The following is a 13,577-nucleotide window of genomic DNA, read 5'->3' on the forward strand; positions in this document are numbered from 1 at the left end:
AGGGACCGACAATTCTCGGGCCGGTCAGCCGGACTGTGGACAACTCAGCGGACGGCACCGCCGCTCCCGGCTCGGCGTCGAACGGCGTCGAGCGGGAGCGACGGCCCGCGTCACGAGTCGGTGCGCGTCACCAGCCGGCCCGCGTCACGAACCGGTCGGCATCACGGGCCGGCCCGTGTCACGGTTGGTCGTCGGGCAGCCGAAGTGCCTCGGCCGTGGGGCCGCCGGGCTCGTCGGCGGCCTGGCCGCGGCGCTCGGCTTCGGCCAGGTTTCGCGCGTCGTCGGCGGGTTGCCCGGTGACGTCGTCCAGGCTCACGACGCCCGGGTCCCGGCCGATCTGGTCCTCGTAGATCGGGTCGCGGCGCGTTTCCGTCGCCGTCACGTCGGGCTGTTCCTCGCCCAGCCGCTCGTCCAGGGGTCGCGGGTGGGCCTGTTCGTAGGGGGTGGTGCCGTACTTGTCCGCGCCGGTCCAGTGCTCCGGTGGGTCCATGCCGGCTTCCAGGGGGTCCTGCCTCAGCCGGTCCTCGTCCAGGTCCTCGGCGCTGTTCAGCGTCGCCGGGTCGGTCTCGACCGCGTCGGGTGACCCGGTGTCCTGCGGCGGTGCGTACGCGTTCAGCTCGTCGGAACTCATACCACTCGGGTACCCCTGGCGGTGTGGTCGAACCCGATCAAGGGTGGAAGACGGCGCGCACGCAGTCGTCCTCTTTGTCCTTGAACAGCTGGTAGCCGTGCGCGCCTTCCTCCAGCGGCAGGACGTGGGTGGCCAGGTGGGTGGTCGTCAGTTCACCCGAGGCCATCCGGTCGAGCAGCATCGGGATGTAGCGCTGTCCGTGCTGCTGGGCGCCGCGCAGCGTGAGGCCCTTGTTCATCACCGCGCCGAGCGGGAACTTGTCGACGAGACCGCTGAACACGCCGAGCACGAACACCGAGCCGCCCTTGCGGCAGTTGTGGATCGCCTCGCGCACCGCGATCGGCCGGTCGGTCTCCAGCTTCAGCTTGCTCTTGACCTGGTCGTAGGCGTGCTGCGGGCCGTAGCTGTGCGCCTCGCAGCCCACCGCCTCGATGCACACGTCCGGGCCGCGGCCGCCGGTCATCTCGCGCAGTGCGGCGCCGATGTCGGTGTGCTCGTAGTTCAGCGTCTCCACGCCGAAGACGTGTTCGGCCTGCCGCAGCCGGTAGTCGAAGCGGTCCACCACGACCACGCGCTCCGCGCCCAGCAACTGGGCCGCGCGGGCCGCCATCTGCCCGACCGCGCCGCTGCCCCACACCGCGACGACGTCACCGGGTCGCACCCCGCCGAGGTCCGCGCCCATCCACCCGGTGGGCGCGGAGTCGGAGGCGAACACCGCGCTCAGGTCGTCGACGCCCTCCGGGATCGGGATGGCGGTGTGGTCGGCGAACGGCACCCGCACGTACTCGGCGTGGCTTCCCCGGAAACCGCCCATGGCGTGCGAGTAGCCGAAGATGCCGCCCGGGTCGGCGCCCCACAGCGCCTGGGTGATGCCCGGGTTGGTGTTGGTGTTGTCGCACAGCGACCACAGGTCGTTGCGGCAGTACCAGCACTCGCCGCAGCCGATGAACGACGCCACGACCACCCGGTCGCCCGGCCGGTGGCGGGTCACGCCGGAGCCGACCTCGACCACCTCGCCCATGAACTCGTGCCCGATCACGTCACCCGCCTGCATGAACGGGATGTGCCCGGTGAGCAGGTGCAGGTCCGAGCCGCACGCGGTGCTCAGCCCCACCCGCAGGATCAGGTCGCGGTCGTCGAGGATCTTCGGGTCGGGCACGTCCTGCACCCGCACGTCGTTGACGCCTTCCCAGCACAACGCCCTCACAGCCGTCCCTCCCCCGCCGACTTGCCGACCACCAGTCGCAGCACCCGCCCCAGCGGACCGGGGTGGGTGGTGGGCGGTGTGTCCGGCTGGATCACGGTTCCGGTCTCGATCAGCGACTTCGTCTTCCGCAACGCCACACGCAGGTCCTCCCTCGACACGTCGTCGTCCTTCGGCACGGCCAGCACCTCGGTGCCCCGGTCACCGGGAGCCGGGCGGAGGCGCAGGTCGACGTGCGCCCGCAGCTCCTCCAGGGGGCCGGGCAACGCCTCCAGCCCGGACACCGCGTCGAACGGCCGGTCGATCGTCACCGCGAGCCAGTGCTCGGACCGGTCGCGGTGGGCTTCCCGCCGACGTCCGACCGCACGTCCGCCCAGCACCACCGCCGCGCCCACGCCTGTCGCCGCGACGGCTTTCTTGACTGCGTTCATCGCTTCGCCTCTCCCATCGGGGAATCCAGCGGGTACCCGCCGTGGGACGGCTCACCCACCGACACGGCCGACGGCCGGTCCGGGGGTGACCGTCACCCCGGCAGGGTGAACGTCTGGCCGCGGTCGAGGTAGGTCACCGCGGCGGGTGGGTTGCGGCGCTCGACCTCGGCGGCGAACGCCGACAGCGGTGACTTCATCACCCCGTAGTCGTCGTAGTGGATCGGCACGGCGTGCCGGGGACGCAGCAGTTCCAGCAGGTCCACGCCTTGTTCGCCGTCCATGTTCGGGTCGGTCAGCAACGTGAAGGGCCCCAACCTGAGCACCGTCGTGGCGGTCCCGACGAAGAACAGGGAATTCTGCTCGGTCATGGCGGCGGGGTAGCCGGCCCGCCGCCTTTCAGCCGACACCGTTCGACCGGGCGGTTCGACCGGGCAGTTCGACCGCGGCCGGCGGCGTGACGGCCGTCAGACGTTGCGCCGGTACTGGCCGCCCACCTCGAAGAACGCCTCGGTGATCTGGCCCAGCGTGCACACCCGGGCGGCGTCCATCAGGACCGCGAACACGTTCTCCTCCGACGCGGCGGCCTCCTTCAGCCGCCGCAGCGCGGGCTCGGCTTCGGCGGCGTGCGCGGCGGCGAAGGCGCGCGTGCGTTCGACCTGCGAGCGCTTCTCGTCCTCCGTCGCCCGCGCCAGTTCGATGGTCACGTTCTCACGCTTGCCGTCCTCCGGCAGGAACGTGTTCACACCGATCAACGGCAGCGAGCCGTCGTGCTTGCGCTGCTCGTACAGCATCGACTCGTCCTGGATGCGACCGCGCTGGTAGCCGGTCTCCATCGCGCCCAGCACGCCGCCGCGCTCGGAGAGCCGGTCGAACTCGGCCAGCACCGCCTCCTCCACTAGGTCGGTCAGCTCCTCGATGACGAACGAGCCCTGCAACGGGTTCTCGTTCGCCGACAGGCCCCACTCCTTGTTGATGATCAGCTGGATGGCCATCGCCCGGCGCACCGAGGACTCCGTCGGCGTGGTGATCGCCTCGTCGTAAGCGTTGGTGTGCAAGGAGTTCGTGTTGTCGTACAAAGCGCACAACGCCTGCAACGTGGTGCGGATGTCGTTGAAGTCCATCTCCTGCGCGTGCAGCGACCGCCCGGAGGTCTGCACGTGGTACTTGAACTTCTGCGACCGGTCGTTGGCGCCGTAACGGTCGCGCATGGCCACCGCCCAGATCCGCCGCGCCACCCGGCCGATCACGCTGTACTCGGCGTCCATTCCGTTGGAGAAGAAGAACGACAGGTTCGGCGCGAAATCGTCGATGCTCATCCCGCGCGCCAGGTACGACTCGACGTAGGTGAACCCGTTGGCCAGCGTGAACGCCAGCTGGCTGATGGGGTTCGCGCCGGCCTCGGCGATGTGGTAGCCGGAGATGGACACCGAGTAGAAGTTGCGGACCTTCTGCCGGATGAACCACTCCTGGATGTCGGCCATCATCCGCAGCGAGAACTCGGTGGAGAAGATGCAGGTGTTCTGCCCCTGGTCCTCCTTGAGGATGTCCGCCTGCACGGTGCCGCGCACGGTCGCCAGCGCCCACGCCTTCAGCTCCGCCGCCTCCGCCGCCGAAGGTTCACGGCCGTGCTCGGCGCGGAACTTGTCGATCTGCTGGTCCACCACCGTGTTGAGGAAGAACGCCAGGATGGTCGGCGCGGGACCGTTGATGGTCATCGACACCGACGTGGTGGGCGAGGTCAGGTCGAAACCGTCGTAGAGCGCCTTCATGTCGTCCAGCGTCGCGATGGACACGCCGGACGTGCCGATCTTGCCGTAGACGTCCGGCGGGGTGTCGGGGTCGCGGCCGTAGAGCGTCACCGAGTCGAACGCGGTGGACAGCCGGGTCGCCTCCGAGCCCTTGGACAGGTACTTGAACCGGCGGTTGGTGCGGAACGCGTCGCCCTCGCCGGCGAACATCCGCGCCGGGTCCTCGCCGTCCCGCTTGAACGGGAAAACCCCTGCCGTGTAAGGGAAGCGGCCGGGCAGGTTCTCCTTGCGCAGGAACCGCAGCAACGTGCCGTCGTCGTCGTAACGCGGCAGCGACACCCGCCGCACCTTGTTGCCGGACAACGTCTCCCGCGTCAGACTGGTGTGGATCTCCTTGTCCCGCACCCGGACCACCAGCTCATCACCGGAGTAGTCCGCCACCACCTTCGGCCACGACGCCAGCAGCTCGGCCGACACCGCGTCGACCTGCTTCTCCGCCGATTCCAACAGCGACGCGATCGCCGACGTGTCGTGCCCGACCGCTTCCAGCTCCGCGCACGCCGCCCGCAGGTGCGCGACCCGGCGCACCGCGTCCACGTGCGTCTCGGTGGCGCGGTGGTAGCCGCGCACGGTCTCGGCGATCTCGGCCAGGTACCGGACCCGCGTGGCGGGCACCACGGTGGCCGCCGAGGTCGAGACCTTGCCGGGGACGACCGGCAGCGCGCCTTCGGCCACGTCCAGCCCGCGCTGCGCCAACTCGCCGCGCAGGTGCTGGTACAGCGCGGTCACGCCGTCGTCGTTGAACGTCGCGGCCGACGTGCCGAAGACCGGCATGTCCTCCCACGACGCGCCGAACGCCTCCCGGTTGCGCACCAGCTGGCGGGCCACGTCACGGCGGGCGTCCTCCGCGCCGCGGCGCTCGAACTTGTTGATCGCCACCGCGTCCGCGAAGTCGAGCATGTCGATCTTCTCCAGCTGCGACGCGGCGCCGAACTCCGGCGTCATCACGTACAGCGAGAGGTCGACGAACGGCACGATCGCCGCGTCGCCCTGGCCGATGCCGGGCGTCTCCACCACGATCAGGTCGAACCCGGCCGCCTTGCAGGCCAGGATCGCGTCGGCCAGGCCGTCGGGCACCTCGGAGCCCGCGCGGCGGGTGGCCAGCGAGCGGAAGAAGACCCGGTCGCCGTCCAGGCAGTTCATCCGGATCCGGTCGCCGAGCAGGGCGCCGCCGCCACGACGGCGGGTCGGGTCGATGGCCAGCACCGCGACCCGCAGTTTGTCCTGCTGGTCCAGCCGGAACCGGCGGACCAGCTCGTCGGTCAGCGAGGACTTGCCGGAACCACCCGTTCCGGTGATGCCCAGCACCGGGACCGCGCGCTGCGCCTCGGCCTGCACCATCCGCTCGCGCACGTCCGCGGGCAGCACGCCCGCCTCGATGAGCGTGATGGCGCGGGCCAGCACGTCCTCACTGCCGGTGAACAGGCCGTCCCACGACGACGGCGGGCGCTCGGCCAGCGGGTGGTCGCACGCCCGCACCATCGTGTTGATCATGCGGGCGAGGCCGAGTTCCTGGCCGTCGGCCGGGGAGAAGATGCGCGTCACGCCGCGTGAGTGCAGCAGCTCGATCTCCTCCGGCACGATGACGCCGCCACCGCCGCCGAAGACCTTGATGTGCTCCGCGCCGCGCTCGGCCAGCAGCTCCACCAGGTAACTGAAGTACTCGACGTGCCCGCCCTGGTAGGCGCTGATCGCGATGCCCTGCACGTCCTCCTGCACGGCCGCGGCGACGACCTCGCGCACCGAGCGGTTGTGGCCCAGGTGCACCACCTCCGCGCCCTGCGCCTGCAGGATGCGGCGCATGATGTTGATCGCGGCGTCGTGCCCGTCGAACAGGCTCGCCGCGGTCACGAAGCGGACCGGGTGCAGCGGGGCGTGCAGCGGGGTGGCGGTCACGACGGCTCCTTCGACATCGGCGGCTGCCACCAGAATACTTGGACATCCAACTATCGGATGTAAGGCCCAGGTGTGGTCCCGCTCACCCGCCGGCGGTGTCCGGACACAGGCAGCGCACGCATGCCTGGACGAAGACCTGCACGGCATCCCGCTCGTCACCGGTGCGCCACACCACCGCCAACGTGCTCGGCGACAGGCCGTCGACCGGCCGGTACACCACGTCCGCGCGCTGGTAGACCTCGGCGTTCCCGGCCGACACCAGCACCACGCCCAGCCCCGAGGCGACCGCCTCGAACGTCTCCTCCGCGGTCGACGCCTCGGCCACCACCCGCGCGGGCCGCGACCGGTGGTCGGTGGCCAGCCAGAAGTCCCGCGGCGGACCCGCGTCCGGCGGCAGCGCGACGAACGGCTCGTCGAGCAGCTCCGCGAACGGCACCCGGTCGACGTCCGCCAGCCGGTGCCCCCGACTCAGCGCGACCCACCGCTCCTCGGTGGCCACCACCCGCCAGGACAGCTCACCGGAGTTGGGCACCGGCAGCCACGCCACCGCCACGTCGACGTCCCCGCCGCGCAGCCCGACGGTCGGGTCGGCCCACGAGATCTGGCGGAACTGCATCCGCCAGCCGGGCAGCCGCTCCTCCATCCGCGCGGTGACCGACGGGATGAGCCCGCGGCCGATGCGGGTCTGGAAGCCCACCTTGAGCGTCGTGGCCCGACGGGCGGCCTGGTCGGCCAGCACGGTGCGGGTCTCGTCCCACTCCCGCACCAGCCGGCGGGCCCGGGGCAGCAGTTCCTTGCCCGCCGCGGTCAGCGAGACCGATCTGCGGTCGCGTTCGAACAGCGGCACGCGCAGCATCGACTCCAGCTGGCGGATCTGCTTGCTCAGCGCCGGCTGCGAGATGAACAGCCGATCGCGAGCAGCTCTCGTGAAACTGAGCTCCTCGGCCACGGCGACGAAGTAGCGCAGGTCACGGACATGGACGTCCATAACCAGAAGTTATAACAGTGGATCTTGGACGCGCCAGGGTCTTGTCGCCAGTATTAACACCATGGAATTAGGTCTGCACGGGCTGAACGCACGGGGCACCATCGGCCCGGAGGACACGGCGAATCTGGTCAGGCGCGCGGAGGAGCTGGGTTACGGCTCCTGGTGGGCGGGCGACCACGTCGTCTCCCCCACCTCCGACGAGGTCGAACCCCTCATCGATCCGCTCGTGCACCTCACCTACGTCGCCGCGGTGACCAGCCGGATCGAGCTGGGCACCGGTGTGGTGATCCTCCCGCAGCGCAACCCGCTGGTGCTGGCCAAGCAGGCGGCGAGCCTCGACGTGCTCAGCGGCGGACGGCTGCGGCTCGGCGTCGGCGCGGGGTGGCAGGAGCAGGAGATGCGCGCGGTGGGCGTGCGACCGTCCGAACGCGGCGCGCGCACCGACGAGTACATCGACGCGATGCGATCCCTGTGGACCGACGAGGCGCCCTCCTACGACGGCAGGCACGTGTCGTTCACCGAGGTCGACGCCCTGCCCAAGCCGGTCGACAAGTCCGGCGTCCACCTGGTCGTGGGCGGGCACAGCGACGCGGCGTTCCGCCGCGCGGTCACCAAGGGGCACGGCTGGTACGGCGTCGGCAACAGCCCGGACGACCTGGTCAAGCACCTCGACGGGCTCCAGCGCGCCGCCGCGGAGGTCTCGCGTCCGGACTCGTTTGGCCCGCTGCAGCTCAGCTTCCTGCACCTGGACCCGCAGACCATCGACGCCGACGCGGCCAAGCGCTACGCCGACCTGGGCATCGACCGGCTCGTGCTGTTCCCGCTACCGATCGACAACGCCACCGACGTCACGGCGTTCATGCAGCGCCATGCCGACCTCCCGCGCTGACCACCATGTCGTCCGCCCGTCGGGGGAGCAGCAGGTCGACGAGGTCGCGTGCCCGTCGCGCCGGTCCGTCCACGCCCAGCGCCTGGACCGACGCGTACACGCCCTCCATCACCAGCACCAGCTCGTCCGCCAGTTCGTCCGGGTCCTCGACCGGGTGGGTGGCGGCGAGTTCCGCGGTGAGTTCGCCGAAGCTCTCGCGTACCCAGTTCTTCATCGCGATGGCGTTGCGGTGGGCGGGCAGCTCGCGGTCCGGGAACTCGGAGAGCACCATCAGGAACGGGCAGCCACGCGACCGTTCCGGCTGGACCTGCGCTATCAGTTCGTCGAAGGCCGCCAGCAGCCGCTCGCGCGGGTCGCGGCCGTCGGCCTCGGTGGCCCGCCCGAACCAGGCGCGGTACGACTCGCCCGCCCGCGCGACGTACGCGGCGACGAGGTCGTCCTTCGACGCGAACAGCCGGTAGAGGGTGGTGGGCGCCACACCGGCCTCGGCGGCGACGCGGTCGACGCCGACCGCGCGGATGCCGTGCCAGTAGAACAGGTCGTGGGTGATGGCCAGCACGTGTTCACGCGTTTGGGCGGCCGATCTGCGCACGGCTACTCCTCCGCGGGTTTGGGATCTCTCCCTAACATAACACCGGAGCAGACCCGCGGCGGATCCCCGATCCAGGGGGAGGTGGAACGACACTGGTCCACCGCCCCACCGATCAGGCGTACGGCCGGAGCCGTTCCCGGGTGACGCCCTCGCTCTCGACGTCACGCAGGAGCCCGAAGCCGTGGGCCGCCGACACCAGGGTCACGTGGTGGTGCCAGCCCTGGAACGACCGCCCCTCGAAGTGGCGCAGCCCGTACTCCTCGGTGAGCCGGATCGCCTGCGCCTCGGCCTGCTCCTGGGCCCGGAGCAGACCCACCATCTCCCGGATGCCGGTGACCCCCAGGTTGGTCATCCAGACCGCCCGCGGGCGGGCCTGACCGACCGGCCACTCGGCCAGCACGTGCCGCAGCCACGACAGCCGCGCGGGCTTGCCCGGCCCGGCCACGGCGTGACCGGGCAGCGTCGCCACCACGAAGTCGGACGTGGTGGTCGCACCGGTGTCCTCGTCACGCCAGGCCAGCGTGGTGCGACCGCGCCGCGCCGCGGCGGCCACGAGCTGACCGACGGTGTGCGGCTGGTTCTGGCCGCCGACGAGGTTCACCGGCAGCACCGGCATGGTGGTCGAGACCTGCGCCAGGTAGCGCATGCCCCGTGCCTCCAGCCCGCCCAGCAGCGGGAACACGCCCGGGTCACCGCTGACGTCCACCACGACGGGAGCGGCGGGCAACCCCCAGTTGCCCGTCATCTCGTCGAAGCTGTCCAGCAGGTACTGCCAGCCGGGCTTGGACCGCTCGTCGTCCGGGACCCTGGTCTTGGCACGCCGGTCGGCGTCCTCGTCCCAGGACCTCGGCATGAGCAGCCGCCAGTTGACCGGGGCGGCACCCTGCTCGTCGGCCATGAACACCCCGACGGCACGCTGGCAGTTGAGCATCCGACCGGCCGTGGGGGCGTACTGCCTGGCCACGCCGACGGAACTGCCGCCGTTCTTGGGGAACACCACTTCCCGCACCACCCAGGCCCGCGGCCGCGTCGCCCGGTGCACCTGCTCGGCCAGGCGCCTGCGCACCGGGGCCCACGCCCACGGGCTCTGGTTCACGAACTGCTGCAACGACTGGTCGGCGTCCCGGCCGACGACCAGCTCCGAGATCCTGCGTATCGACTTGCGGCCCGGTACCACGAGCAGACCCTTGACGTACATCTCGGCCCAGCGGCGCTGGTCCGATCTGCCCAGGGTGGTGAACAGCTCGTCGCAGAACTCGGACAACCCCAGTAAATCGGACGTATCAGCCCCCGCCGATACCATCTCTTCCCGACGCACGGTTTCCCCTCCAGCTTTCGGATAACCCCAGGACAACTCCTCGCCGGGCTCGTCACGTCGACCGGCCGAGGCACAGCACATTCCGAAGGAGATCTCCACGGACCCCGAAATACCGCCGACCCGCGAACCCGACGGACCGTGCGCGCGGCGGCCCCAGCGCCACCGCCCGCGATCCGTCGCACGCCGACGCATCCTCACCAGTTCGTGACCCGCAGTTCCCCAGCAACCGACCAGCACTGGCCGGCAGGACCACGGTTGCGTCCCTGCGCCGTGGTCGAGCACAGATTTTCAAGCCGTCGGCCCGAATGTCTAGACTTGACTTGTGGTGGTATTCCCGGTTCCACCACCGGATCGGACGACAACATTGCCGCTTGATCCATCCGGCACGCACACCGCGTAGCGCGGACCACACTGCCCGCGTAACACGACGGAAACCGCAGGGCGAATATTCCCCTCGCAGTCAGACATTCAGGCGATTTCCGCTCGCACCCCAGCGATGACGAACATCATTCACCTTTCCCCCCGGACACGGCGCGCGATGTCCGTTTTTCCCTTTTCAGGGAGCGCGCACGCAGGTGCGGGATACCGCACCACGTCGTCCCGACTGGCGAATCCATCCCCAGACCGGCCAGGACGACTGCGTTCATCGGCTCTTCCCCTGTCCCACTCGCCGCGTGGTGACCACGATCGGCGGAGACAGTAGCGAAACCGTGTGGCGCGGACATCAATCCCGCGTTCTGCCACGCCGGTGCGGTGATCGGCCGCATAGGGATCCCGAATGGCCGGGCCGGCGGAAAGCTTGCGGACTACGTCATCTCCCGAGTCAGGCGGGCAGGTGCAGCACGATCCCGGCCGGCGCGAACTCCGGCGTCTGCATGGGCACCACCCGCAGATCGCGGACCCCCGACCGCGGGTGCGCGAACCGGCGGGTGCGCGAGCGGCGCTCCGCGACGATCTGCTCGTCCCACCACCGCGAGAACTCCACGCTCAGCAACGCCAGCTCCGCCACCCGGCGCTCCAGTTCGGCGTCACCGGGACAGCAGGCGGCCTCGGCGCGCCACGCCGCGACGGCGTCCCGCGCCTCGAACTCCCAGTCCACCAGCCGATCCCTGGCCTCGGGCGCGGTCAGCAGCCACCGCACGAGGTTGCGCTCGCCGACCGGCAGGGCACCCCAGTCCCCGTACCACTCGGTGGCGGCCCGGTTCCAGGACACCAGGTCGGCGTGCCGGCTGGTGGCGAACACCGGGTACGGCGAGTCCTCGTGGGACGCGACGATCCGGCACAACAAATCCTCGGCCGACACGTCACCGCCGAGCGGCAACGGCCTCGCCACGTGCCCGTAGGTCAAGGTGTGCACGTACCGCCGCTCGTCCTCGGTCAGGCCGAGCACCTTGGCCAGGCTGTCGACCACCTCGGGCGACGGCCTTATGTCACGGCCTTGTTCCAGGTAGGTGTACCAAGTGGGACTGAGCCCCGCGAGCACCGCCACCTCTTCCCGGCGCAATCCCGGCGATCTGCGCCGCGGCCCGGTGGGGAAACCCACGTCCGCGGGATTGAGCTTTTCCCGGCGACTTCGCAGGAATCGGCCCAACTCCCCTCTCCCGTCGTGCCGAACAGACTTCACGAGCCCCTCCCCCAGTTGCCCGGCGCGAGTGTGGCAGAGCAAGTCGAACCGGGACACAGCTTTGCTTCGGCTCGCCGGAGGGACACCTTCGGCCCGGGACCGGACAAACCAGGTCGTCCCACCATAGGACCTTACTGAAACGGCGTTTCGGTGCCCACCGGAACCACATTTCGGCGGCCTCGCACGCCTGGATGTAAACGACCGGTAGCCGGGAGGTTGGAAATCCTCCCGGCTACCGAGGTCACCGCGGGTGGAACACACATCGGGCAGCGCGCGGTGGACACGCCGTCCCGGGATCAGAGCCGGAACAGGCCGGGGTCCGAAACGACCACGTCCAACAGCACGGGCCCGTCGGCGCTCAACGCCCGACGCAACGCGCTCTGCAACTGCTCCGGCGTCTCGATGCGCTCACCGGCCATGCCGAAGCCCCTGGCGAGACCCGCCATGTCCACGCCGCTGAGGTCCCAGCCCTCCTGCCAAGCTTTCTGGCTGGTGTCGTCGAGGTAGTACTTCAGCGACAGGTAACCGGAATTGTTCGGGATCACGAAGGTCACCGGCAGGTTGTACTTACCGGCCGTCCACAGCGCCTGGATGGTGTACTGCGCCGAGCCCTCGCCGACCACGACCACCGTGCGCACGTCGGGCCGGGCCACCGCGTAGCCCACGGCGCCCGCGAACGGGAAGCCGAGCGCGCCGGAGGCGGTGGCGTAGTAGCCGTTGTCCGGGCCGAGCGGGATCTGCTCGTGGAACGGGGCGCGGCCGATCGGCAGCTCCTCGAACACCTGCGCGTCGGAGGGCAGTTCCTGCGACAGCACGTGGAACAGGTACGGCTCGGTGATCGGGGTGGACGCCTCGGGCGTCGCGATCGGCTCGCCCAGCGCCGGGAGCGCGAGCCGCTGCCGCTGCGGGAGCAGCGACACCAGGCCCGAGACGAACGCCGCGGGCGGGGTGACGTAGGCGGAGCCCGCCATCGACCAGGCGGCGGCCTCCGGGTCGTCGGTGATGTGGATGAAGACCGTGCCCTCGGGCAGTTTCGGCGCGTCGCTGGTGTCCACCGGTGCCGGCGCGGTGGAGAACAGGTCGGCGGTGGTGAACAGGGTGAAGGTGGGGCTGCCCAGCACGATGACCACGTCGTGGTCGGCGAGCTTGGCGTTGATCAGCTCGGGCAGCGGCGCGAGCACGCCGCCGAACAGCGGGTGGTTCTCCGGGAACGAGCCGCGCGGCCACACCGGGCTGCCGTAGACCCGGGCGTTGAGCCGTTCGGCCATCTTGATCAGGTCGCGGCGGGCGCCGCCGATCTCCACGCCGGGCCCGGCGACGATGGCCGGGTTGGCGGCGGAGTTGAGCACGTCGGCCACGTCGGCCAGCACCTGCGGGTCGGGCACGACCGCGGGCTGCACCAGGCGCGTCTTGTAGGGCGTGGAGTTGGCCGGGCGGACCCAGTCGTCCTCGGGCACGCCGACGTACACCGGACCCTGGGGCGCCTGCTTGGCGATGTGGTACGCCTTCTCGATCAGCGCGGGCACGTCCTGCGGACGCGCCGCCTCCGCCGCCCACTTGATGTAGGGCTGGGGCAGTTGGGTGGCGCTGGGCGCGTTGAGGAACGGCGCGCCCTGCTGGAGCTTGCGGGCCTGGAGGCCGCCGATGATGACCATCGGGGTGTGCGCGCTGGCGGCGGTGTAGATCGAGCCCATCGCGTTGCCCGTGCCGGGGCCGCCGTTGATCACGACCAGGGACGGCGTGCCGGTGGCCTGGGCGTAGCCGTCGGCCATGCCGACGACGGTGGCCTCCTGCAGGCCCATGATGAAGCGGAAGTCGTCCGGCCACTGCTCGAACAGCTTCATCTCGGTGTGGCTGGGATTGCTGAAAACGGTCGTGAGACCGAGTTGCCGGAATACCTCCAGCGTGTCTTCCCGAACGGTGCGGGAATTCGTGCCATCCGCGCTCACGGTCAACTCACTCCTGTAGTGGGTTCGACTACGATTTCGTGCCGGGTGTGATCGCAATGCTGCGACCGGCGCATACCGTGCGACAAGGCAAGTGCGGTGGTCAGAGGGCACTTCGTCAGCTGTCGCGGTGACCTCACGCAGTCAAGTCGGGCGCTGTGGCGCGCCTTGTCGGCACATCGGCCGCGTGAACTACTGAATGTGCGCCCGGCTCCCCGACGGCGGGCAACCGATGCGACGGTTCGTCATT

General features: G+C 70.3%; 11 protein-coding genes. 1 reads left to right on the forward strand and 10 read right to left on the reverse strand.

Going from position 1 to position 13,577, the window contains the following annotated elements; translation table 11 throughout:
* Positions 1-178: 178 nt before the first annotated feature.
* From ALI22I_RS29290 to ALI22I_RS29315, 6 genes are all read right to left on the reverse strand, one after another.
* Positions 179-631: a hypothetical protein gene (locus ALI22I_RS29290; RefSeq protein ID WP_077008791.1), complete on the reverse strand. Its 453-nt coding sequence runs from the start codon at positions 629-631 to the stop codon at positions 179-181.
* A gap of 37 nt (positions 632-668) precedes the next feature.
* Complete coding sequence (locus ALI22I_RS29295; RefSeq protein ID WP_077008792.1) at positions 669-1,838, reverse strand: zinc-dependent alcohol dehydrogenase; 1,170 nt, start codon at positions 1,836-1,838, stop codon at positions 669-671.
* Complete coding sequence (locus tag ALI22I_RS29300; protein WP_077008793.1) at positions 1,835-2,266, reverse strand: hypothetical protein; 432 nt, start codon at positions 2,264-2,266, stop codon at positions 1,835-1,837. Before ALI22I_RS29300 ends, ALI22I_RS29295 begins: the two co-directional genes overlap by 4 nt.
* Positions 2,267-2,358: 92 nt before the next feature.
* Complete coding sequence (locus tag ALI22I_RS29305) at positions 2,359-2,634, reverse strand: hypothetical protein (protein WP_077008794.1); 276 nt, start codon at positions 2,632-2,634, stop codon at positions 2,359-2,361.
* Between the two features lie 96 nt (positions 2,635-2,730).
* Positions 2,731-5,970 (reverse strand): fused isobutyryl-CoA mutase/GTPase IcmF, encoded by a 3,240-nt coding sequence (gene icmF, locus ALI22I_RS29310; protein ID WP_077008795.1) that lies wholly within the window; start codon positions 5,968-5,970, stop codon positions 2,731-2,733.
* A gap of 82 nt (positions 5,971-6,052) precedes the next feature.
* Positions 6,053-6,958: a LysR family transcriptional regulator gene (locus ALI22I_RS29315; RefSeq protein ID WP_077008796.1), complete on the reverse strand. Its 906-nt coding sequence runs from the start codon at positions 6,956-6,958 to the stop codon at positions 6,053-6,055.
* A 61-nt stretch (positions 6,959-7,019) separates the two neighbouring features.
* Here ALI22I_RS29315 and ALI22I_RS29320 point away from each other — a divergent pair, with 61 nt between their 5' ends.
* Positions 7,020-7,847 carry an LLM class F420-dependent oxidoreductase gene (locus ALI22I_RS29320; protein ID WP_077008797.1) on the forward strand — a complete coding sequence of 276 codons (828 nt, stop codon included), beginning with the start codon at positions 7,020-7,022 and terminating at the stop codon, positions 7,845-7,847.
* Here the strand turns inward: ALI22I_RS29320 and ALI22I_RS29325 are convergent.
* The 4 genes from ALI22I_RS29325 to mdlC form a co-directional block, all read right to left on the reverse strand.
* A complete protein-coding gene (locus ALI22I_RS29325) occupies positions 7,816-8,439 on the reverse strand; it encodes a TetR/AcrR family transcriptional regulator (RefSeq protein ID WP_077008798.1) in 624 nt (207 codons plus the stop codon). The genes ALI22I_RS29320 and ALI22I_RS29325 overlap by 32 nt on opposite strands.
* A gap of 112 nt (positions 8,440-8,551) precedes the next feature.
* Positions 8,552-9,742 (reverse strand): IS701 family transposase, encoded by a 1,191-nt coding sequence (locus ALI22I_RS29330; protein ID WP_077008799.1) that lies wholly within the window; start codon positions 9,740-9,742, stop codon positions 8,552-8,554.
* An 838-nt stretch (positions 9,743-10,580) separates the two neighbouring features.
* Entirely contained in the window at positions 10,581-11,381 is an 801-nt protein-coding gene (locus ALI22I_RS29335; protein ID WP_077009282.1) for a helix-turn-helix transcriptional regulator, read from the reverse strand.
* 296 nt (positions 11,382-11,677) lie between these two features.
* The gene (gene mdlC / locus ALI22I_RS29340) at positions 11,678-13,330 is read right to left on the reverse strand and encodes a benzoylformate decarboxylase (protein ID WP_077009283.1); all 1,653 of its coding nucleotides are present in this window, start codon (positions 13,328-13,330) and stop codon (positions 11,678-11,680) included.
* Positions 13,331-13,577 lie beyond the last annotated feature (247 nt).

The organism is Saccharothrix sp. ALI-22-I, assembly GCF_001984175.1.
Classification (GTDB): domain Bacteria; phylum Actinomycetota; class Actinomycetes; order Mycobacteriales; family Pseudonocardiaceae; genus Actinosynnema.